The 20,904-nt window shown below is 68.9% G+C and carries 20 protein-coding genes; 8 read left to right on the top strand and 12 right to left on the bottom strand.

Annotated elements, in window-relative coordinates; genetic code table 11:
• Window positions 1-174: 174 nt before the first annotated feature.
• The 5 genes from cobG to AC4LGL_RS22425 all read left to right on the top strand — a co-directional run bounded on the left by cobG (window position 175) and on the right by AC4LGL_RS22425 (window position 5,267).
• Window positions 175-1,293, top strand: a complete 1,119-nt coding sequence (gene cobG / locus AC4LGL_RS22445) for a precorrin-3B synthase (protein WP_491840686.1) — start codon at window positions 175-177, stop codon at window positions 1,291-1,293.
• Window positions 1,294-1,302: 9 nt separating this feature from the next.
• Entirely contained in the window at window positions 1,303-1,929 is a 627-nt protein-coding gene (locus tag AC4LGL_RS22440; protein ID WP_491840685.1) for a precorrin-8X methylmutase, read from the top strand.
• Complete coding sequence (locus AC4LGL_RS22435) at window positions 1,926-3,461, top strand: precorrin-2 C(20)-methyltransferase (RefSeq protein WP_491840684.1); 1,536 nt, start codon at window positions 1,926-1,928, stop codon at window positions 3,459-3,461. Before AC4LGL_RS22440 ends, AC4LGL_RS22435 begins: the two co-directional genes overlap by 4 nt.
• Window positions 3,462-3,558: 97 nt before the next feature.
• On the top strand, window positions 3,559-4,197 hold the full coding sequence (locus AC4LGL_RS22430) for a TetR/AcrR family transcriptional regulator (protein WP_491840683.1): 639 nt from the start codon (window positions 3,559-3,561) through the stop codon (window positions 4,195-4,197).
• Entirely contained in the window at window positions 4,194-5,267 is a 1,074-nt protein-coding gene (locus AC4LGL_RS22425) for a phosphotransferase family protein (RefSeq protein WP_491840769.1), read from the top strand. Before AC4LGL_RS22430 ends, AC4LGL_RS22425 begins: the two co-directional genes overlap by 4 nt.
• Here AC4LGL_RS22425 and AC4LGL_RS22420 read toward each other — a convergent pair.
• Genes AC4LGL_RS22420 through dprE2 form a run of 5 tightly spaced genes read right to left on the bottom strand, consistent with a single transcriptional unit; the run spans window position 5,257 to window position 10,281 of the window.
• Entirely contained in the window at window positions 5,257-6,816 is a 1,560-nt protein-coding gene (locus tag AC4LGL_RS22420) for an adenylate/guanylate cyclase domain-containing protein (RefSeq protein WP_491840682.1), read from the bottom strand. The two genes, AC4LGL_RS22425 and AC4LGL_RS22420, sit on opposite strands and share 11 nt — an antisense overlap.
• Before the next feature lie 27 nt (window positions 6,817-6,843).
• Window positions 6,844-7,575: a cobalt-precorrin-6A reductase gene (locus tag AC4LGL_RS22415; protein WP_491840681.1), complete on the bottom strand. Its 732-nt coding sequence runs from the start codon at window positions 7,573-7,575 to the stop codon at window positions 6,844-6,846.
• Complete coding sequence (cobM, locus tag AC4LGL_RS22410) at window positions 7,575-8,330, bottom strand: precorrin-4 C(11)-methyltransferase (protein ID WP_491840680.1); 756 nt, start codon at window positions 8,328-8,330, stop codon at window positions 7,575-7,577. Before cobM ends, AC4LGL_RS22415 begins: the two co-directional genes overlap by 1 nt.
• A complete protein-coding gene (cbiE, locus tag AC4LGL_RS22405; protein WP_491840679.1) occupies window positions 8,327-9,508 on the bottom strand; it encodes a precorrin-6y C5,15-methyltransferase (decarboxylating) subunit CbiE in 1,182 nt (393 codons plus the stop codon). The genes cobM and cbiE overlap by 4 nt, the downstream gene beginning before the upstream one ends.
• Window positions 9,505-10,281 (bottom strand): decaprenylphospho-beta-D-erythro-pentofuranosid-2-ulose 2-reductase, encoded by a 777-nt coding sequence (gene dprE2, locus AC4LGL_RS22400; protein ID WP_491840678.1) that lies wholly within the window; start codon window positions 10,279-10,281, stop codon window positions 9,505-9,507. The genes cbiE and dprE2 overlap by 4 nt, the downstream gene beginning before the upstream one ends.
• A gap of 35 nt (window positions 10,282-10,316) precedes the next feature.
• On the opposite strand from dprE2, the gene AC4LGL_RS22395 reads away from it, so the two are divergent.
• Window positions 10,317-10,742 carry a F420-dependent biliverdin reductase gene (locus tag AC4LGL_RS22395; protein WP_019343992.1) on the top strand — a complete coding sequence of 142 codons (426 nt, stop codon included), beginning with the start codon at window positions 10,317-10,319 and terminating at the stop codon, window positions 10,740-10,742.
• 6 nt (window positions 10,743-10,748) lie between these two features.
• Here AC4LGL_RS22395 and AC4LGL_RS22390 read toward each other — a convergent pair whose 3' ends face one another.
• Entirely contained in the window at window positions 10,749-11,876 is a 1,128-nt protein-coding gene (locus AC4LGL_RS22390) for a M24 family metallopeptidase (protein WP_491840677.1), read from the bottom strand.
• 87 nt (window positions 11,877-11,963) lie between these two features.
• Between AC4LGL_RS22390 and AC4LGL_RS22385 the strand changes: the two genes are divergently transcribed.
• Window positions 11,964-12,824, top strand: a complete 861-nt coding sequence (locus AC4LGL_RS22385; RefSeq protein WP_491840676.1) for a hypothetical protein — start codon at window positions 11,964-11,966, stop codon at window positions 12,822-12,824.
• Window positions 12,821-13,810, top strand: coding sequence for a 5'-3' exonuclease (locus AC4LGL_RS22380; RefSeq protein WP_491840675.1), 990 nt, complete (start codon window positions 12,821-12,823; stop codon window positions 13,808-13,810). Before AC4LGL_RS22385 ends, AC4LGL_RS22380 begins: the two co-directional genes overlap by 4 nt.
• Window positions 13,811-13,944: 134 nt before the next feature.
• On the opposite strand, the gene AC4LGL_RS22375 is transcribed toward AC4LGL_RS22380, so the two are convergent.
• The 6 genes from AC4LGL_RS22375 to AC4LGL_RS22350 all read right to left on the bottom strand — a co-directional run bounded on the left by AC4LGL_RS22375 (window position 13,945) and on the right by AC4LGL_RS22350 (window position 20,899).
• Window positions 13,945-14,766, bottom strand: a complete 822-nt coding sequence (locus tag AC4LGL_RS22375; protein ID WP_491840674.1) for a DUF4333 domain-containing protein — start codon at window positions 14,764-14,766, stop codon at window positions 13,945-13,947.
• Window positions 14,767-14,804: 38 nt separating this feature from the next.
• Window positions 14,805-17,603 (bottom strand): DEAD/DEAH box helicase, encoded by a 2,799-nt coding sequence (locus AC4LGL_RS22370; protein WP_491840673.1) that lies wholly within the window; start codon window positions 17,601-17,603, stop codon window positions 14,805-14,807.
• Window positions 17,593-18,549, bottom strand: coding sequence for a twin-arginine translocase subunit TatC (gene tatC, locus AC4LGL_RS22365; protein ID WP_491840672.1), 957 nt, complete (start codon window positions 18,547-18,549; stop codon window positions 17,593-17,595). Before tatC ends, AC4LGL_RS22370 begins: the two co-directional genes overlap by 11 nt.
• Before the next feature lie 77 nt (window positions 18,550-18,626).
• On the bottom strand, window positions 18,627-18,878 hold the full coding sequence (gene tatA, locus AC4LGL_RS22360; protein ID WP_491840671.1) for a Sec-independent protein translocase subunit TatA: 252 nt from the start codon (window positions 18,876-18,878) through the stop codon (window positions 18,627-18,629).
• Between the two features lie 30 nt (window positions 18,879-18,908).
• Window positions 18,909-19,913 (bottom strand): helix-turn-helix transcriptional regulator, encoded by a 1,005-nt coding sequence (locus tag AC4LGL_RS22355; protein ID WP_491840670.1) that lies wholly within the window; start codon window positions 19,911-19,913, stop codon window positions 18,909-18,911.
• The gene (locus AC4LGL_RS22350; protein WP_491840669.1) at window positions 19,910-20,899 is read right to left on the bottom strand and encodes a helix-turn-helix transcriptional regulator; all 990 of its coding nucleotides are present in this window, start codon (window positions 20,897-20,899) and stop codon (window positions 19,910-19,912) included. Before AC4LGL_RS22350 ends, AC4LGL_RS22355 begins: the two co-directional genes overlap by 4 nt.
• Window positions 20,900-20,904 lie beyond the last annotated feature (5 nt).

The raw sequence follows: 20,904 nt of genomic DNA, 5'->3' as shown, positions 1-20,904 counted from the left end.
CTTTCGTCAGAGCCTCTGTCAACCTGTTCAACTTCCCGGTACCGGTGGTCCCGGAAATTCCCCTAAACGGTACGTCCGGCGGCGTCGAAAATGGCCGATCTGTAAGCGACCGAACAGGTTTCCGCACCTATGACGGATGTCACAACACCGGCCGAAAGTAGGATGGACTGCGAGATGACCAGAACCCGCGACAACGACGCCTGCCCCGGCGCACTGACGGTGCACCAGGCCGCCGACGGCGCCCTGGTGCGGGTTCGGCTCCCCGGCGGCATGATCAGCTCGACGCAATTGACCGCAATGGCCGACGTCGCCGAGCAGTTCGGCTCTCCGGCAATGGAACTCACCTCGCGCGGCAACATCCAGATCCGGGCGTTGACCGACACCGACGGGGCGGCCACCGTGCTGGCCGACGCCGGGCTTCTGCCATCGCCGACCCACGAGCGGGCCCGCAACATCGTCGCCTCACCCCTGTCCGGACGTTCGGGCGGCATCATCGACGTCCGCCCACTGGTCACCGAACTCGACAACGCCATCCAGGCCGACCCGGCGCTGGCCGCGCTGCCGGGCAGGTTCTGGTTCAGCCTCGACGACGGCCGCGGCGACATGTCCGGGATCGACGCCGACGCCGGGGTGCACGCGCTGGACGACGGCACGTGCGCACTCCTGCTGGCCGGCCGTGACACCGGGGTACGACTCGACATCGGTGACGCGACGACCACCCTCATCGAGGTGGCCAGACGGTTCCTCGACATCCGCGGAAAGGCCTGGCGGATAACCGAACTCGACGACCATTCGGCGCTGTTGGACGGTCTGGACGTCACTGCCCCGGCGGGCGCCACCTGGCCGCCGACAGTGCAACCGCCCGTCGGCTGGATTCAGCAGAACGACGGCCGCATCACTCTGGGCGCCGGACTGCCCCTGGGTGTGTTGCCGGCCCGGACCGCCCACTTCCTGGCTGCGATCGAGTCGCCACTGGTGATCACCCCGTGGCGCTCGGTGCTGGTGTGCGACGTCGGCGAAGGTGAAGCGGACATGTCGCTTCGTGTGCTCGCGCCACTGGGACTCGTGTTCGACCAGAACTCGCCGTGGCTGCGGGTCAGCGCCTGCACCGGCAGCCCCGGATGCGCCAAGTCGATCGCCGATGTGCGCGGCGACGCGGCCGAGGCGGTCGACAACCCCACGGAGACGCACCGGCACTTCGTGGGCTGCGAGCGGGCCTGCGGCAGCCCACCCACCGCCGAGGTCCTGATCGCTACTGAGGACGGATACCGGCTGCGTATCGCGCCCCCGTAGGGTATGCGGGTGCTCGACTACATCCGTGACGCCGCCGAGATCTACCGGCAGTCATTCGCGACGATCCGTGCCGAGTCGAACCTGTCGCGCTTCCCCGACGATGTGTCGCGGGTGGTCGTCCGGCTGATCCACACTTGCGGCCAGGTCGACGTCGCCGATCACGTCTCCTACTCCGACGATGTCGTGACCAGGGCACACGCCGCCCTCGCCGCTGGCGCCCCGGTGCTGTGCGACTCGTCGATGGTCGCGGCCGGGATCACCCGCTCGCGACTGCCCGCCGACAACGAAGTCGTCTCACTGGTGGCCGATCCGCGCGCCCCGGAGCTGGCAGCAAAGTTGGGATTCACCCGGTCGGCGGCCGCCGTCGACCTGTGGGCCGACCGCCTCGGCGGGGCGGTCGTGGCGATCGGCAACGCGCCGACAGCACTGTTCCGGCTGCTGGAACTGCTCGACGAGGGTGCGCCCGTGCCGGCCGCGGTGCTGGGCGGGCCTGTCGGTTTCGTCGGGTCGGCGCAGTCCAAGCAGGAACTGGTCGAGCGCCCGCGTGGCATGTCCTATCTGGTGGTGACCGGCCGGCGCGGTGGCAGCGCCATGGCCGCGGCCGCCGTCAATTCGATTGCGAGTGAGCACGAGTGAGCACAACGGCGTCAGAACGTGAAACCCGGGGCACCCTGTACGGCGTCGGGCTGGGCCCGGGCGATCCGGAACTTGTGACGGTCAAGGCGGCCCGCCTGATCGGTGCGGCGGACGTGGTGGCCTACCACAGCGCCAAACACGGTCACAGCATCGCCAGGGGCATCGCCGAGCCCTACCTGCGCGAAGGTCAGCTAGAGGAACACCTGGTCTACCCCGTCACCACGGAGACCACCGAGCACCCCGGCGGGTACGTCGGCGCGATGGAAGATTTCTATGCCGCCGCGGCCGAGCGCATCGCCGCGCACCTGGAGGCCGGCCGCGACGTGGCCCTGCTGGCCGAGGGCGATCCGCTGTTCTACAGCTCCTACATGCACATGCACACCCGGCTGACCGAGCGATTCCATGCCGTCATCGTTCCCGGTGTCACCTCGGTGAGCGCGGCCTCGGCCGCCACGGGCACTCCGCTGGTGCAGGGCGACGACGTGTTGACGATCCTGCCCGGCACACTGCCCACCGCAGAGCTGGAACGCCGCCTGGCCGACACCGACGCCGCCGTCGTGCTCAAGCTGGGCCGTTCGTACACCCGGGTGCGGGAAGCCCTGGAGTCGACCGGACGACTCGACGAGGCGTACTACGTCGAGCGGGCCAGCACCGACCGGCAGCGGGTGTCGCCGGCGGCCGAGGTGGGCGGCGACGGCGCCACGGACGTCAAGGTGCCGTACTTCTCCCTGGCCATGGTGCCCGGCCGGTCACGTTCCACCACACCTCAGGGCAGTGTCGTGGTCGTCGGCCTCGGACCGGGCGACTCGGACTGGATGACCCCGCAGAGCCGCCGCGAACTGTCCGCCGCCACCGACCTGATCGGCTACGGCCCGTATCTCGATCGGGTCGGGGCCCGCGCCGGGCAGCACCATCACCCCAGCGACAACACCGACGAGCCGGCCCGCGCGCAGCTGGCCTGCAAGCTGGCCCAGGAGGGCCGGACGGTTGCGGTCGTGTCCTCCGGCGATCCCGGCGTATTCGCCATGGCCACCGCGGTGCTCGAGGAAGCCAAGCAGTGGCCCGGCGTCGAGGTCCGGGTGATCCCCGCGATGACGGCCGCGCAGGCGGTCGCCAGCCGGGTGGGCGCCCCGCTCGGCCACGACTACGCGGTGATCTCGCTGTCCGACCGGCTCAAGCCGTGGGACGTGATCGCCGAGCGTCTCACCGCCGCGGCCAAGGCCGATCTGGCGCTGGCGATCTACAACCCGGCCTCCAAGACGCGGACCTGGCAGGTGGGCGCCATGCGCGAGTTGCTGCTGGAGTACCGCGATCCGAGTACCCCGGTGGTCGTCGCACGGGCCGTCTCCGGCGCCGAGCCGGGCCCGGGCGAACGGGTGTCCGTCGTCCGACTCGCCGATCTGGATCCCGCCCAGGTGGACATGCGCACGATGTTGATCATCGGCTCGTCGCAAACGCAGTGGTACAGCGGCTCGGCGGCCGGTGACACCACCGAGGACCGGGTGTTCACCCCGCGCCAGTACCCCGGCTGAGCTCATCGACTGACGCGCGTCGAGATTCATTGACAGCTGTCAGTAGGACCGATAGTGTCCGGCGTCACACCCGTTCGAAATGGGAGGGCCGGCCACCATGCCGACGGCACCACAGGACGCACCCGCGCGGTCACCGGTCGACCGTCGGCAACCCCAACGCAGCGATCAGCGCCGCACCGCGATCCTGGAGGCGCTCAACGAGCACCTGCAGAAGACCGGGTTCGACGCGCTGAACATCGCCGAGGTGGCACGCCAGGCCGGGGTGGGTCGATCCGCGTTCTATTTCTATTTCGAGAACAAGGCAGCCGCCGTCGCAGCCTTGGTCGAGCCCATGTACGACGCGTTGTTCGCCGCCAACAACATCCTGGCCGACGCGACCCGGCCACCCCGAGACCGCGTCCACGACACCATCGAGGCCGTGCTGCGGACAGCCGAGGATCATCGCTACCTGGTGCAAGCGATGTTGGAGGCGCGGGGATCCAGCGGGGCGGTTCGTGATCTGTGGGACCAGGCGCGCGAGTCCTTCGTCCCCACCGTCTCCACCGTGATCACCGCCGAACGCGCCGCAGGCCGGGCGCCCGACGGCGCCGATCCGGTGGTACTCGCGAGCCTGCTGATCGAGTTCAACGATCGACTGGTCGAACGATTCGTCCTCGGTGGACCGCTGTCGCGACAACAACTATCGGAAGGTGCTGAGGCAATGTGGATGGGCTCGATCTACGGGACGATTCGATGACCGCGGCGGGTTCCATCCCCATGTCCATCCCGGGCAAACCTGCCGAGGTGACCGCCGGATGGTTGTCGAAGGTCCTTGGTGCCGAAGTGGATTCGGTACAGACCGCACCGATCGGCACGGGCCAGACCGGTGCCACCTACCGGGTGTCGGTCACCTACCGCGACGACGATGTTCTTCCGGGTACGTTCGCGGTCAAGCTGCCGTCACAGGACGAGACGGTGCGCGACCGCGTCACCATCGGGTACCGCTCAGAGCATGCGTTCTACACCAATGTCGCCGACCACGTACAGATCCCGGTCCCACAGTGCCACCATTGCGAGATCGCCGGAGAGGGCACCGATTTCGTCCTGCTCCTCGCCGATATGGCGCCGGCCGAGCAGGGTGATCAGATCGCCGGCTGCACCCCGGCCGAGGCCACGCTGGCAGTCCTGGCACTCGCCGACCTGCACGGGCCGACGTGGGCCGACCCGCGGTGGGCCAACTTTCCCGGTATCGCCATGCCCAAGCCGGAGCCCGACTCCGCCAAGGGATTCGGTGACGTCGCCAAGATGGCCGCCGACATCACGCTGGACAAGATCGGCGCACGCCTGAGCGCCGAGGACCAGGACACCATGCGTGCCGCGATGTCGGTCGTCACCCCGTGGCTGTTGGCCGAACCGGACCGGTTCGCGATCCTGCACGGCGACTACCGCCTGGACAACATGCTGTTCGACCCCGACCGGACCCGGATCACCGTGGTGGACTGGCAGACTCTCGGCTCCGGCCTGCCCGCTCGCGACCTGTCGTACTTCACCGCGACCAGCCTGGATCCGACCGTCCGGGCTGCCGCCGAAGCCGACCTCGTCACGGCCTACCACGACCGGCTACTGTCCCACGGTGTCACCGGTTATGACCGCGAAACCTGTTGGCAGGATTACCGTTTGGGCATGCTGCAGGCGCCGCTGATCACGGTGCTGGGCACCGCGTTCGCCAGTTCCACCGAGCGCGGCGACGACATGATGGTGGTGATGGCCCAGCGCGGCTGCCAGGCCATCCGCGAACTCGGCACGCTCGATCTGATCAACGTCTGACCGGCGGTCCCGTGACCCGGGTGCCAGGGGTGACGCGGGCAATCCCCCGCACGATCCGAGGCATCCGCCGTGCCATCACCGCCATGGCCTGATCCGATCGACGCATCGTGGGCCTCGGACCAGGCGTGGGCACCGCGGCCAGCTCCGCTTCGGGCGTTCCGGCCCGCGCGCCGTGGCGATCGACCGCCAGGAGCCGCCAGGTGCCCGGCACCCCACGCAGCTGGACGTCGCCGCGGTCCTGGAAGCCGGTTCCCGAGCCCACGACGAGATCGCGGACGGTGCTCGACACCAGGATCTCCCCCGCGCCGGCCAACCCGAGGATGCGCGCCGCGATGTGGACGGCGATTCCCCCGATATCGCCGTCCAGCAGCTCGCATTCGCCGGTGTGGATGCCGGCGCGGATCTCGATGCCCATGGTCTCGGTCTGATCGCGCAGCGCCTCGGCGCAGCGGATCGCCTGTGTCGGGCCGTCGAATGTGGCGAGGTGTCCGTCACCGGTGCTCTTCACCACGACACCACCGAATCGACCGGTCAGGTCACCGGTGATCTCCCCCATCCGATGCAGCACCGCCCGCCACCGCTCGTCACCGGTGGCCGCGGCGTGTTGGGTGGAGGCCACCATGTCGGTGAACAGCACCGTGCGCAGCGCCCGGTGCGACTGCGACGGTGCGGCATGGCTGCCGGTGAGGAATTCCTCGATCTTGCTGGTGATCTCGTCGGGGTTGGCAATCCAGGGCGCATGGTCGGTGCCGTCCACCTCGAACAGCCGCGCACCCGGAATGCGGGCGGCGATATACCGCCCGCCCTGGATCGGGACCAGATCGCCGGTGGCATGGATGACCAGAGTCGGCGCGGTGATCGTCGACAGGACCGACCGCACATCGATCCGGAACAGTGCCCCCAGCGTGGCCCGGGCCATTCCCGGGCTGGCACTCATCCGCTCGACCATCCCGAGCTGGCGCACCGAACCGGCGTCCGGAAGCAGGAGTTTGAGTGCCGCACCGGTACCCCACAGAGAGGTGCTGGCGCGGCCGAATTCCTGAAAGGTGGCGAGCTGCCGGGTCGAGGGCGTGTAGTCCTCGCCCATCTCGGTGAGAATCCGCGCGTGCAGCTCGGACGGGTCACGGTCGAAGTCAGCCCACTCGGTGATACCGAAGTACGCGAAGGTGCCGGCGAGGATGAGGGCCTGGGTGCGTTCGGGCCGGGTCGCCGCGAACAGCATCGCCGCGGGTCCGCCCTCGCTCAACCCGAACAGCACCGCACGGCCGAACCCCGCGGCATCCATCACGGCCTCGATCTCGGCCGCCCGTTCGTCGAGCGTGCGTACCTGCGGGACGGGATCCGAAAGCCCGACGCCGGCCTTGTCGTACAGCAGGACCCGGCAGAACGTCGAGATCCGCTCCATGAAGGCCTCGAACTCGGGCATCGTCCAGAACAGCTCCAGATGGCTGACGAACGAACCGGCGTAGACAAGGTCGACGGGCCCGTCTCCGAATACCTGGTAGGCGAGACTCAGACCGCCGCACGGTGCATATGACGTCTCCGCCACGTTCGGAGCCTACTGCTGCGGGGTGCCTCAGCCTGCGGTTTTGGCTCTAACCCAGCCCGCAGCCTCGGCGACCGTGGCGACCGTCTGCACGCCGGGTGGGAGTGCCGGCCGGTCCACCATCACCACCGCCACGCCCGCCGACTCGGCCGCCCGCAGTTTGGGCTCGGTCATCGCACCGCCGCTGTTCTTGGTCACCAACGCATCGATGCGGTGCTCCCGCAGCAGTGCCAGTTCCCCGTCGTAGTCATACGGCCCGCGGGACAGCAGCAGTTCGTGATCGGCAGGCAGCGTGTCGGAGTCGGGCGGCGTGACGGCCCGGATCAGGAACCAGGCGTCGATGCCTTTGAACGCCCGGGTGCCGGATCTGCCGGTGGTGAGGAACACCCGCGCATAGCCGTTGGCCGCCACCGTTTCGGCGGCTTCGGTGTCCGATCCCACCACGATCGCCGCTCCTGGGGCCCAGGCCGGCCGGGCCAGGACCAGATGCGGCACGCCGAGTTCGGCGCACACCTGTGCCGCGTGCGCGGTGATGGTGGCGGCGAACGGGTGGGTGGCATCGACAACCGCCTCGACACGCTCGTCGACCAGCCAGCGCCGCATACCGTCCACACCGCCGAACCCGCCGATGCGTACCGGACCGACCGGCAGCGCCGGGTCGGGGACCCGCCCGGCCAGCGAGCTGATCACCTCGACCTCCGGGTGTAGCGCCGCGGCCAGGGCTCGAGCCTCCCCGGTGCCACCGAGCAGCAGGACTTTCATCAGTGGGTGGCCCCGCGACGCCGATCCGACGAGTACAGGTAGCTGTCGGAGAACCCTTCCGCGGCAAGGACATCGCCGACGACGATGACCGCGGTTTTGGTCACCTCGGCGGCATGCATCTTCTCGGCGATGTCGGCGAGCGTGCCGCGCAGCACGATCTCCTGCGGCCAGCTGGCGAATGCCACGACCGCACACGGGGTTTCGGGGCGATACCCGCCGTCGAGGAGCTGCGGGACGATGTTGTCGATCTGGGCGGCGGCCAGGTGCAGCACCAACGTCGCGCCCGGGGCCGACAGCGTGCGCAGATCCTCACCCTCAGGCATCGCCGTGGACAGCGTGGCCACCCGGGACAAGGTGACGGTCTGGGCCACGCCGGGGACGGTGAGTTCGCGCCCCAGGGCCGCGGCCACCGCCGCGAATGCCGGTACACCGGGCACGATCTCGTACCCGATGCTTAGTTCGTCGAGCCTGCGGCACTGTTCGGCCAACGCACTGTAGATCGACGGATCGCCGGAATGCAGCCGGGCCACGTCGACACCCGCGCGCTCCGCGGCCACCAACTCGTCGATGATCTGATCCAGGTTCAGCGGACCGGTGTCGACGACCTTGGCGTCGGGCGGACACAACGCCAGCAGATCGTCGGGCATGATCGACCCGGCGTACAGACACACCGGACAGCTGCCGAGCAGCTTGGCGCCGCGCACGGTGATGAGGTCGGCCGCGCCGGGGCCGGCGCCGATGAAGTACACCGTCATCGCTTGACCACCGCCCACTGGGTCACCGGCAGCGCAGGACGCCAGCCGGTGAATCCGCCGATCGCACCGCCCTGGTAGTGCTGATAACGCCGCAACTCGCCGCCTTCCTTCGAATACCATTGCGCGACAACTACTTCAGATTCCAGCGTGACGGCATTGACCACCAGCCGTCCACCTGAGGGCAGCCGGTCGAAGCACGCCTTCAGCAGCCCGGGCTGCGTGACGCCGCCGCCGACGAAGATCACGTCAGGATCGGGCGCACCGTCGAGCGACTCGGGCGCACCACCCCGCACGTCCACCCGGACCCCGAACGCCGTGACGTTGCCGATGATCCGGTCCCGCCGCTGCTCATCCCGTTCGAATGCGATCGCCGCGCAACCGGTTGCGCTGCGCGACCATTCGATCGCGATGCTGCCCGAGCCCGAGCCGACATCCCACAGCAGCTCCCCAGGTCGGGGTCCCAGCGCGGCCAGGGTGACGGCCCGGATGGACTGCTTGGTCAGCTGCCCGTCATGAGTGAACGCCTCGTCCGGCAGCGCCTGGGCCCGGCGCTCGTCGGGAAGGTAGGACACCGCGATCACGTTGAGGTCGTCGATTCCGGCCGGCGGTGTACTCGCCCAGTCCCGGGCGAGGCCGTCGTGGCGGCGCTCCCCTGACCCGCCCAGTTGCTCCAGCACGGTCAATTCCGAATCGCCCCGGCCGGATTCGCTCAGCAGTCCTGCCAGCACGGCAGGAGTCTGCGCGTCGCGCGACAGCACCACCGCCCGGCCACCACGCCGCACCGCGGTGTGCGGCGCGGCGGTCACCAGGCTGATCACCTCGGTGTTGGGCATCGGCCACCCCATCCGGGCGCAGGCCAGCGTCACGCTCGACACATGCGGCAGCACCCGAACCTGCTGCGCGCCGAACAACCGGATCAGCGTCGCGCCGATGCCGTGCAGCAGCGGATCCCCGCTCGCCACCACATGCACATCGGCGTCGCCGAAAAGTGTCGGCAGCGCGGGCAGCATCGGCGACGGCCACTCGCGCCGGTCCGACGTCACGCTGTCGTCGAGCAGTTCCAGTTGCCGGGGTGAGCCGTACACCACGGTGGCGCGCGCCAATTCGTCGCGCGACGTGCGCGACAATCCGGCCATCCCGTCGGCCCCGATGCCGACCACGGTGATCGTCGGACTCATCGGGGCATCTTGCGCCAGATCGGCCGCGGCACGAACCGCGTCACGAAGATCATCGGGCGGATCACCCACGGCACCCACACTGCGCGCTTGCCCTTGCGCAGCGCCTTGGCCGCGGCGTCGGCCACCTGGGCCGGGGTGCTGGAGAACGGCGCCGGATCCATGCCCTCGGTCATCCGGCCGATCACGAACCCGGGCCGCACGATCAGCAGGTGCACGCCGGTTCCGTGCAGGGCGTCGGTCAGGCCGGAGGCGAATGCGTCGAGGCCGGCCTTGGCCGAACCGTAGACGTAGTTCGCCCGGCGGGCCCGGGCCCCGGCGATCGAGGAGAACACCACCAGTCGGCCACGGTCCCTGGCGCGCATGCGCTGAGCGAGCACGGTCAGCAGGCCGACCTGGGCCACATAGTCGGTGTGTACGACGGCCACGGCGTGGGCCGGGTCGGCCTCGGCGCGGTCCTGATCCCCCAGCACCCCGAAGGCCAGCACCGCGGTGCCGATCGGCCCGTGCGCGGCCTCGATCGACTCGACCACGCCGGTGTGACCGGTGACGTCGTCGGCATCGAACTCGACGGTGTGTACCGCCGCAGCGCCCGCCGCCCGCACCGCAGCAACCTGCTCATCGAGCTGATCGGCACGGCGGGCGGCCAGCACGACGACCGCTCCGGCGGCGAGCCGCACCGCGAGTTCGGCACCGATCTCGCTACGACCCCCGAAAATCACCACGACACGGGGATCCGTGCCGGCAATCCCGGCCGTGTCTGCTGTGTCCTCCATGGCAGCGATTATGTCCTGCGCTAGCGTGGACCCCGATGGCTACATCTCGTGGCAAGGCAACCACCAAGCTCACCAGCGAAGCGTTGGCGTTCCTCACCGAACGTCACCTCGCGATGCTCACCACGCTGCGCTCGGACAACTCCCCGCACGTCGTGGCGGTCGGTTTCACCTTCGACCCGAAGACCCACATCGCGCGGGTCATCACCAACGGTGGTTCGCAGAAGGCGGTGAACGCGCACGAGCGTGGCATCGCAGTCCTCAGCCAGGTCGACGGTGCGCGCTGGCTGTCGCTGGAGGGCAAGTCCACGGTGAGCAGCGAGCCCGACGCCGTCCGCGACGCCGAGCTTCGGTATGCCCAGCGCTACCGCACCCCGCGGGTGAATCCCCGCCGCGTGGTGATCGAGGTACGGATCGAGCGCGTGCTGGGCTCCTCGGAGCTGCTGGACCGCAGCGAGGGCTAGTTCCCCCTACCGAACCGGCACCACGACGAGATCGTGCGGCTGGTTGTTGACCGACTCCGCGCCGTCCTGGGTGACCACCACGATGTCCTCGATGCGGGCGCCCCACTGCCCCGGGAAGTACACGCCGGGCTCCACACTGAACGCCATCCCGGCTTCCAGCGTCAGGTCGTTCCCCTCCACGATGTAGGGCTCTTCGTGCACCGAGAGTCCGATGCCGTGTCCGGTGCGGTGGACGAACGCCTCGGCCAGGCCCTCTGCCGCCAGCACATCGCGGGCGGCCGCATCGATCTGTTCGGCGGTCACGCCGGGCCGTACCGCCGCGACGGCCGCCTGCTGGGCCCGCTGCAGCACCGCGTAGCGCCGCGCCACCTCAGGATCCGGCTCGCCGATGCTGTAGGTGCGGGTGGAGTCGGAGTTGTAGCCGGGCTCGTACGGCCCGCCGATGTCGACGACGACGACGTCGCCTGCGCTCAGCTCGCGTTCCGAGCATTCGTGGTGTGGGTCGGCGCCGTTGGGGCCGGAGCCGACGATGATGAACGCCACCTCTGAATGCCCTTCGGCCACAATCGCTTCGGCGATGTCAGCGGCCACGTCAGCCTCGGTGCGGCCGGGCACCAGGAAATCGGGAACCCGGGCGTGCACGCGGTCGATCGCCGCACCAGCCTTCCGCAGCGCGTCGATCTCGGCCGGGTCCTTGATCATCCGCAGCCGCCGCAGCACGTCGGTGGCCAGCACCGGGACGACCCCGAGCAGGTCGGCCAGCGGCAGCAGGTGCAGCGCGGGCATCGAGTCGGTGACCGCTGTCTTCACGCCGGTTCCACCGAGTGCCTCGGCCACCATCTGGTAGGGATTCTGGCCATCCACCCAATCACGCACCGTCACACCGAGATCGGTGACCGCGGATTCCCGCAAGGCAGCCAGCTCCAGGCGCGGCACCACGATGGTCGGATCACCGGTGACAGGCAGGACCAGTGCGGTCAGCCGCTCGAAGGTCTGCGCCCGTGAGCCGACCAGGTACCTCAGGTCATATCCCGGGGTGATGACCAGACCGGCCAGGCCGGCATCCGCGGCGGCTGACGCGGCCGCCGAAAGACGGTGGGCGTAGACATCGGTGCTGAATCGGCTGACGGTCATGGGGTCGAGGCTAATCGCTGCGTCGCGCCGGTGTCCGTCCGAGTGTCCGCCCAGGGGCGCCACCTCGCACCGGCTACTGTCGCTGGAATGTTGCGTGATATCCGTGATCTCACCGACGATCCCGAGGCCTACGCTGCCGAGCTGCGTCGGCGCTGGGGCGGCCTGCTGAGTTACCGCTACCTCGGCCGCTCCTACTCCTCGATGGATCTGGGCCCGGTCGACGACACGGTGACGTTGCGCCGCGACATGCGCAACGCAACCGGCGGAGTGCTGCTCGCGGTGCTGGGCATCTCCTCCCCGGACAGTGGCGGGGTGAGCGATCTGGAGGCCGTGCCCAATCCGGTCATCCATTCCTGCCAGGTGCTGGACCCGGCGCGCGATGTGAAGCGCATCCGGGTGGACACCGAAGTGCTCAAGCAGGGCAGGCAACTGGCCTACAGCCGGTCGGTGATCGTCGACGCCGACAATCCGGACCGGGTCATCGCGCTCACCGAGGGGCAGGGAATCTCGATCGGCGTGCCACCGGAGGGGCTGGGGAAGATGCCGGTCGACCCGATCGACATCGTCGACGGTCCGGATCTGCCGCCGCTGTGGCAGGTGTTCGGCGGGACCAAACGCACCGATGGGCACTGGGCACTGCCGGAACTGGCAGTCGAGGTGGCCTCACCGGACGCCGCGCTGCACATCGGGCCGCAGTTCGTGATCCTGGAGGCGGCCGCTGCCGACGCCGCCGCCGGCGCGGCAAAGACCGAGGCACTGCAAGGTCTTTCGTCGCATGTGATGTTCCTGGCTCGCGGCAAGGCCGGCCCGTTCCGGGTCGACACCCAGGTGCTGCCCGGGGCGGATGGCACCATCGCGGTGCGCGCGACCCTGCACGACGAGGGTGCCGACGGCAAAGCCGTCACCGCCGCGTCCTATGTCTTCGGTCGGATGGAGGAAACCCGATGAGCGACCCCGTCCTGCTGCTCGACGGCGCCAGCATGTGGTTCCGGTCGTACTTCGGGGTGCCGTCGTCGATCAAGGCGCCCGATGGCCGGCCGGTGAACGCCGTGCGCGGGTTCTTCGATTCCATTGCCACGCTGGTGACCCGGGAGCGGCCACGCCGGCTGGTGGTGTGCCGCGACGACGACTGGCGGCCGCAGTGGCGCGTGGACCTGGTGCCGTCGTACAAGGCCCACCGGGTCGAAGAGCCCCAGGCTCTGCCGGATGTCGCCGCCGGAGCGGCTCCGGCGGCCCCCCTGTACGTCGAAGAGGTTCCCGACGAGCTCACCCCGCAGGTCGACATGATCATGGAGCTGCTCGACGCGTTCGGCATCGCGACGGCCGGGGCGGCCGGGTTCGAGGCCGACGACGTGCTCGGCACGCTGGCCACCCGCGAGCAGCACGATCCCGTGGTGGTGGTCAGCGGCGATCGTGACCTGCTGCAACTCGTGCGCGACGAGCCGGCCCCCGAGGTCCGGGTGCTCTACATCGGCCGCGGTCTGGCCAAGGCGACGAAGTTCGGCCCGCTGGAAGTGGCCGAGCAGTACGGGGTTCCGATCGACCGGGCCGGGCCGGCCTACGCGGAGCTGGCTCTGCTGCGGGGCGACCCGTCCGACGGTCTCCCCGGGGTGCCCGGGATCGGCGAGAAGACGGCCGCGACGCTACTGGCCCGGCATGGCTCGCTGGTGGGCATCCAGGAAGCCGCTCAGGACCCGAAATCTTCACTGTCCAAAGCACATCGGGCCAAACTGCTGGCCGCCGCCGACTATATGGCCGCGGCCGAACCGGTGGTGCGGGTGGCCACGGATGCTCCGGTCGCGCTATCCAATGCAACCGATGAGCTGCCACTGGCTGCCGGTGACCCCGCGCGGGTCGCCCAACTGGCGGAAGCGTACGGCGTGACCTCGTCGATCAGCCGGTTGCAGGCGGCTCTGGACCGACTGCCCGGCTGATCGCGCGGGTTCGCGGTCACTGATCCGAGTCGTTTTCTACCTCAGGGTGGTTCCCGGCGCGGCGGAGAAACGACCCTGCAGTAGAAAACGACGCCGGAGGGCTACCTGGCCGGAGGGACTACCCGGCCGACGGGCTACTTGGGCCGGCCGACCTCGTAGGTGCCCTTGTCGTCCTTGAACGTCACCGTGACCTTGCGCTTGGTGCCGTCGATGGTGACCTCGCAGTCGAAGGTCGCATCCTTCTCGACCTTCGGGTTTTCGCCGTCGTTGCACTTGACGCCGGTGACCTTGGTGGCGCCGTAGCCGTTGGTCTTGTCGGTGAGGATCTGCTCGACGCCGCTCTGGGCCTTGTCGATGTCGAGCTTGGTCGTGACGAAAAAGCCCGGCTTCCAGAAACCGAGGATGCAGACCACCAGCACGATGACGGCGAGAACGCCGCCGACGACGCCACCGATCACTCCGAGGGATGCCTTCGAGCCCTGCTCGGCACCTGGAATGCCGTACTGACCGAACTGACCGGGAGCACCGTACTGGCCCGGTTGACCGTATTGCCCCGGCTGACCGAACTGACCTGGCTGGCCGGGTTGACCCGGCTGTCCGGGCTGACCGTACGGGGGTTGCTGTCCATAACCGGGCACCTGGCCGTACTGGGGCTGCTGGCCGGGCTGCGGGTACGCCTGCTGCTGGGCGTACTGCTCAGGCCCGGGGTACTGCGGCTGCTGGGGCTGTTGCGGCTGTGAATAGTCCGGCTGCTGCACACCTGGCTGCGGCGGGTACGACGGATACTGCTGTGGCGTGTACGCCGGGGGCTGCCAGGCCGGAGCGTTGGTCGAGGCGTCCTCGGAGGCGGGAGTCGGCGGCTGCCACGCCTCGGCGCCCGGCGCCTGGTCCGACCCGGGCTCGGGCTGCTGACCGGGCGATGGTTGTCCCTGGTCAGGTCCCTGCGGTCCGCTCATGGTTCTCCTTGATCCTGTTCGGTGTCGCCCCCGACACCCTACCCCGCATCAACAGCAACAACGCCGCGCCGAACATCGTTGACAGCGCGTTTCGCGGTATTGCGCAGCGCGGATTGCGGCGCGGCGTTACGGACTTGGTCGAGCAGATCGAGCACCTGGCGGCACCACCGCACGAAATCGCCCGCCGAAAGCGCCGAACCCGACCCGACGTCGGAGGCGGCCAGGGCCGCTGCCAGATCACCGGTGGTGGCCCAGCGGTAGACGGCGGTGACGAATCCTTCGTCGGGTTCGCGGCCCGGGGCCAGCCGGTGGCGCTGCTCGTCGCCCCGCAGGTCCGCCGAGATCCGCCGGGTCTGGGCCAGCGCGCGGCGCAGGCCCGCGGTGGGAATGTCGACACCGAGCACACCGCCCGCCGTGTCTCCCCGCGACTCGAACAGGACGGCAGAGAGCACCGCGGCCAGTTCCGCCGGCTGCAGGCCCTGCCACTGACCGCCGCGGAGGCATTCGGCGACCAGCAGATCGCTCTCGCTGTAGATCCGGGCCAGGAGCCGGCCGGCATCGGTGACCCTGAGATCCGGCTTCAGTTCTCCGTCGTTGTCCGCTTTTATGAAGCCACGTTCGCTGAGCAGCGCCACGATCCGGTCGAAGGTGCGGGCCAGTGAGTTCGTCGCCGCGTTCACCTTCTGCTGAATCTGGGCGTTGTCGCGTTCGATGCGCAGATAGCGTTCGGCGATCCGGGCCTGCGCCTCACGGCCCGGTTGTTGATGTGCCGGATGATCCCGCAACTCGGCACGCAGGCCGGCGAGTTCGGGATCGACGTCACGTTCGGGGGCAGCGGCGCCACGGCTCGAGCGCTTCGAGGGCAACGACAGCTCGGCCGCGGCCGACCGCAATGCCGACGCGAGGTCCCGGCGTACGCGCGGCTGCCGGTGCTCCACCCGCTTGGGTAGCGTCATCGCACCCAGCGGCGCCGAGGCGCCCGAATAGTCGGCCGACGAAATCCGGCCGGCCCAGCGATGTTCGGTCAGCACCAGTGGTCTCGGGTCGTCGCTGTCGCGCTGGGCAGGCTCCAGCACGACCGCCAGTCCGCCGCGGCGGCCCTGGGTGATGGTGATGATGTCGCCACGGCGCAGCGCTGCCAACGCGTCCGTGGCCGCCCTACGTCGCTGCAGGCGTGAGGCGCGCGACTGCGCACGTTCACGCTCACCGATCTTGGCCCGCAACCGGACGTATTGAAGGATGGGCGGCTCAGTCCACGGCTCCTCGCGCGAGCGCTCGTCGGCCCCACCGAGTTCGGCCGCCAGCTCGCCCATCATCCGTTCACCTCGCGCGATCCCGCGCACCAGCCCGACCACCGACCGGTCCGCCTGGTACTGGGCGAAGGACCGTTCCAGCAGTTTGTGGGCCTGCTCGGGGCCCATCTGCTGCACCAGATTGATCGTCATGTTGTAGCTCGGGGCGAACGAGCTGCGCAACGGGAAAGTTCGGGTCGAAGCCAGGCCGGCGACCTCGGCAGGTTCGGCGTTGCTGTCGTCGGGCCGCCACAGCACCACGGCGTGGCCCTCGACGTCGATGCCGCGGCGCCCGGCCCGTCCGGTCAGCTGGGTGTACTCCCCCGGTGTCAACGGAACGTGCTGCTCGCCGTTGAACTTCACCAGCCGCTCCAGCACCACGGTGCGAGCGGGCATGTTGATTCCCAGTGCCAGGGTTTCGGTGGCGAAGACCGCCTTGACCAGGCCCGCGGTGAACAGTTCCTCCACGGTGTGCCGGAACACCGGCAGCATGCCGGCGTGGTGGGCGGCAAGGCCGCGCAGCAGGCCTTCCCGCCACTGGTGGTAATCGAGCACGATCAGGTCGGATTCGGCCAGGTCGGCGCAGCGCCGGTCGACGATCTCGGAGATCCGGCCGCGTTCCTCGTCCGTGGTCAGCCGTAGTGGTGCACGCAGGCACTGTTGGACGGCCGCGTCGCAGCCGGCCCGCGAGAACACGAAGGTGATGGCGGGCAGTAGCCCCGCGGCGTCCAGGGTGGCGATGACGTCGGGCCGGCTGGGCGGCCGGTACAGCTGGGGACGACCCCCGCCCCGACCACGTCCACGGCCCCGTGGTTCCCAGTCCGCCAGTCGGTCGGCCTCACGCCGATGGCTGATGTGGCGCAACAGGTCCGGGTCGACGAGCGTGCTGTTCGTGCCCTCGAACAGATCGAACAGTCGCCGGCCGACGAGCATGTGCTGGGAGAGCGGGACGGGCCGGTGTTCGTCGACGACGACGGTGGTGTCACCCCGGACGGTCTGGATCCAGCCACCGAACTCCTCGGCATTGCTGACGGTGGCCGACAGGCTGACCAGCAGCACCTCCTCCGGCAGGTGCAGGATCACCTCCTCCCACACCGCCCCGCGCATCCGGTCGGCCAGGAAGTGCACCTCGTCCATCACGACGTAGGAAAGTCCGTGCAGTGCAGGCGAATTCGCATACAGCATGTTGCGAAGCACTTCGGTGGTCATCACCACGATGTCGGCGTCACCGTTGATGGACTGGTCGCCGGTGAGCAGTCCGATCTTGTCCGCACCGTAGCGGGCCACCAGGTCGTTGTGCTTCTGGTTGCTCAGCGCCTTGATCGGTGTGGTGTAGAAGCACTTGCCGCCGGCCGCCAGCGCCAGGTGCACGGCGAACTCGCCGACCACGGTCTTGCCCGCCCCGGTGGGCGCACACACCAGGACGCCGTGGCCGCTTTCCAGCGCGCGGCAGGCACGGAGCTGGAAATCGTCGAGTGCGAACGGGTACTCGGCGGTGAACTTGGTCAGTTCGCCACCGTTCTGATCACCCGACTCAGGTGGCATCGTCGTCGATGCCGATCCTCGGTGCCCCCGAGTCCGGCGCTGTCACCGGGTCGGGTCTCGGAACGGGCTCCACCGTGGGGATCGGCGCGGCCTCGTCCTCCGGCACCTCCAGAGCCTCGCGCCGGGCCTTGCGCCTGTCGTTGATCCGGGCGACCTGGATGGCGAACTCCAGCAACAGACTCAGCGCGCAGGCCAGCGCCAGCATGGTGAACGGGTCCGAGCCGGGCGTGGCGAACGCCGCGAACACGAACAACCCGAAGATCAGTCCGCGGCGCCACGCCTTCAGCCGCTCGTAGCTGAGCATGCCGACGAGGTTGAGCATGATGATCAGCAGCGGGAATTCGAAACTGATGCCGAACACCAGCAGCAGGTTGATCAGGAATCCGAAGTACTGCTCGCCTGACAGCGCGGTGACCTGTACGTCACTGCCGACGGTCAGCAGGAAGCCGAGGGCCGTGGCCAGCACCACGTAGGCCAGGACCGCACCGGTGATGAACAACACCGCGCCGACCCCGACGAACGCCATCGCGAACCGGCGTTCCTTCTTGTACAGACCCGGGGTGATGAACGCCCACAGCTGGTACAGCCAGACCGGGCAGGCCATCACCAGGCCGGCTGCCAACGCCACCTTGAGGCGCAGCATGAACTGGTCGAACGGGCCGGTCGCCAACAGCCGGCACTCCCCGTCGGGGGCGATGGTCGCCCGGGCCGAATCCGGCAGCGAGCAGTAGGGACCACGCAGCCATTCGCCCAGGCTGTGCACGCCGAAGAAACCGTGGGTGTACCACAGGAATCCGAAGATGGTGGTGACCAGAACTGCGGCCACCGCGATCAGCAGACGATTGCGCAGTTCGTGCAGGTGGTCGACCAACGACATCGTGCCGTCGGGGTTGACCCGCGAACGGCGGCGGCGAGGATCGAGCTTCTTGATGAATCCGGAGGTCACGGGCGTGTTCTAAGAGGCCTGGTCGTAGACGCGACACGGCATCGCGGGGCGATGACCGCGATCGGTTGCCGGACCGGTCAGGCCGTGTGGCGGTCCGGGGACTGCTCCGGGGCGGGAGTCTCGACCCGCTCGGACGTGATCGGCTTCGCCGGTTGCGGCGCGTCGGCCGAAGACCCGGAAGAATCCGACTGCATCTCCTTGATCTCCGACTTGAAGATCCGCATCGACTTACCGAGCGACCGGGCCGCGTCCGGCAGCTTCTTGGCGCCGAAAAGCAGCACGAACACCGCGATGACAATGATCCAGTGCCAGGGTTGTAGACCACCCAATTTGGTTACCTCCAGACGTCTGTGCTGAGTCTACGCGCGTGTGTCGCCGGCGTCGTAGGCGTGCGGCGCCACCGCGTCGTAGACGCGCAGAGCCTCACCGGCAGATTCCTGTACCCGCTGTGAGAGGTCCGGCGGGGCCAACACCCGCACCGCCGAACCGAACCCGAGCAGAAAGCGCGCCATCCACTCGGGCGAGGCGTAGGTCATCACTGCCTCACACGCCCCGTCGGGCAATTCATTGACCACCCGCAACGGGTAGTAGTCGAACATCCACGCCGCGGAGCAGTCGATCAGCAGGGTGGCCGACGGCAATGACGGGTCCGCGGTGTCGGGATCGAACAGCGAGGTGTCTGTGCCGGCCTGTACCGCCGGCGACGGTGGCGCCGACGGATCGGCGAGACGCTCGGCCGCGACGATCCGGTCGAACCGGAACATCCGGACCGCCTCGGCGGTGCGACACCACGCCTCCAGATAACTGTTGTCGCCGATCAGCACCACGCGGATCGGGTCCACCGTGCGGGTGGTGAGCGAGTCACGCGACGCCGAGTAGTACTCCAGGGTCAGCGCGCGGGCGTCCCGCACGGCAGCGCGGACCGCCGCGGCCGCCCCGGTTTCCTGGGGCATGCTCTCGTCGGAACCGGACTCCTCGAGGGCCGCGCGCTGGGTGCCTGCCGCGGATTCGATCTTGGCGATGGCGCTGCGCGCGGCCTCCGGATCCACCATGCCGGGAACGTCGACCAGCGACCGCAGCGCCACCAGGATTCCGGTGGCTTCTGTGGACGTCAGTCGCAGCGGGCGGTCGACACCCGCGCTGAACGTGACTTCGACTGTGTCGCCTTCGAAGTCGAAGTCGATGAGATCGCCGGGACTGTAGCCGGGGAGCCCGCACATCCAGAGCTGCTCGAGATCGGAATCAAGCTGCTTGCGGGTGACCCCCAGCGCGGCTGCTGCCTCGTCACGCGTCACCTTCGGGTTGGCCTGGAAATACGGCACCATGTTGAGCATCCGGACCAGCCGGGTCGAGACCTGACTCATGCCTGCGCCACCTGCGCCCGCAACCTGCTCACCACATCCTCGCGCAACGACTGTGGTTCCAGCGCGACCGCATCGACGCCGTAGCTGGCGATCTCACGGGCCAGCCGGTCCGACATTCCGATGTCGACGGTGATCTCCTCCCCTGCGCGCCCGCCCAGCGTGCGCGGTACGGTCTCGATGGCCTGGCGGCGCAGCGCGGTGGCACGTCCGCCGGCGATCCACACCCTGGCCTGCTCCCCGGTCGGCTGTTCGGCGACCGCGCGGGCGACGATGTCGCGCAGGTTCACCCCCTCGGGCTTGGCCACCGCACCTGCCGGTCCGATGGTGCTCACGTCGGCATCGATGCGGGAAAGACGGAAAGTACGGGTGTCGTCGCGGTCGCGATCATGCCCCACCAGGTACCACCGGCCGCGATGGGTGACGACGCCCCAGGGCTCGACGGTGCGGCTCGTATGTTCGGCGTTGCGCGAGGCACGGTGCCGGAACCGCACCGCATGCCCGGAGTCGATCGCCGCCAACAGGATTCGCAACACTTCTTCAGAACCGCGCAACCCGGGCAGCGTCGCAGTCGACGCAATGGCGACACCGACCCCGTCGGCATCGACGTCCACGCCGGCCGCACGCAGCTTCAGCAGCGCCCCCTGCGTCGCAGTGATCAACTCGGGCGACTGCCACAACTGCGTGGCCACCGCGACCGCCGCCACCTCATCGCCCGTCAACTGGACCGCGGGCAATGCATATTCCTCGCGGTTGATGCGGTAGCCCTCGGTCGAGTCGAACTTGGAAACCCGGCCCGTCTCCAACGGGATCCCGAGGTCGCGCAGTTCGTTCTTGTCGCGCTCGAACATGCGGGAGAACGCCTCATCGGTGGGACTGTCCTCGTAGCCCTGGACGATCTTGCGGACCTTGTCGGCAGGCAGGAACCGATCGCTGGACAACAACGCGATGACAAGATTTATCAACCGCTCGACTTTGGATACCGCCACGAGAT

The organism is Mycolicibacterium arcueilense (genome assembly GCF_058536225.1).
Note: the sequence above shows the minus strand (reverse complement) of the source record. Positions and strands in the feature narration are given on the sequence as shown.

Excerpts from the sequence above, each read along its gene's own strand:
- cobM (WP_491840680.1), bottom strand. The coding sequence starts at position 8,330 with ATGACGGTGTACTTCATCGGCGCCGGCCCCGGCGCGGCCGACCTCATC.
- AC4LGL_RS22385 (WP_491840676.1), top strand. The coding sequence starts at position 11,964 with ATGTTGCGTGATATCCGTGATCTCACCGACGATCCCGAGGCCTACGCT.
- AC4LGL_RS22375 (WP_491840674.1), bottom strand. The coding sequence starts at position 14,766 with ATGAGCGGACCGCAGGGACCTGACCAGGGACAACCATCGCCCGGTCAG.
- AC4LGL_RS22380 (WP_491840675.1), top strand. The coding sequence starts at position 12,821 with ATGAGCGACCCCGTCCTGCTGCTCGACGGCGCCAGCATGTGGTTCCGG.
- AC4LGL_RS22415 (WP_491840681.1), bottom strand. The coding sequence starts at position 7,575 with ATGAAAGTCCTGCTGCTCGGTGGCACCGGGGAGGCTCGAGCCCTGGCC.
- AC4LGL_RS22395 (WP_019343992.1), top strand. The coding sequence starts at position 10,317 with ATGGCTACATCTCGTGGCAAGGCAACCACCAAGCTCACCAGCGAAGCG.
- AC4LGL_RS22425 (WP_491840769.1), top strand. The coding sequence starts at position 4,194 with ATGACCGCGGCGGGTTCCATCCCCATGTCCATCCCGGGCAAACCTGCC.
- dprE2 (WP_491840678.1), bottom strand. The coding sequence starts at position 10,281 with ATGGAGGACACAGCAGACACGGCCGGGATTGCCGGCACGGATCCCCGT.
- cbiE (WP_491840679.1), bottom strand. The coding sequence starts at position 9,508 with ATGAGTCCGACGATCACCGTGGTCGGCATCGGGGCCGACGGGATGGCC.
- AC4LGL_RS22355 (WP_491840670.1), bottom strand. The coding sequence starts at position 19,913 with ATGAGTCAGGTCTCGACCCGGCTGGTCCGGATGCTCAACATGGTGCCG.
- AC4LGL_RS22370 (WP_491840673.1), bottom strand. The coding sequence starts at position 17,603 with ATGCCACCTGAGTCGGGTGATCAGAACGGTGGCGAACTGACCAAGTTC.
- AC4LGL_RS22390 (WP_491840677.1), bottom strand. The coding sequence starts at position 11,876 with ATGACCGTCAGCCGATTCAGCACCGATGTCTACGCCCACCGTCTTTCG.
- AC4LGL_RS22430 (WP_491840683.1), top strand. The coding sequence starts at position 3,559 with ATGCCGACGGCACCACAGGACGCACCCGCGCGGTCACCGGTCGACCGT.
- cobG (WP_491840686.1), top strand. The coding sequence starts at position 175 with ATGACCAGAACCCGCGACAACGACGCCTGCCCCGGCGCACTGACGGTG.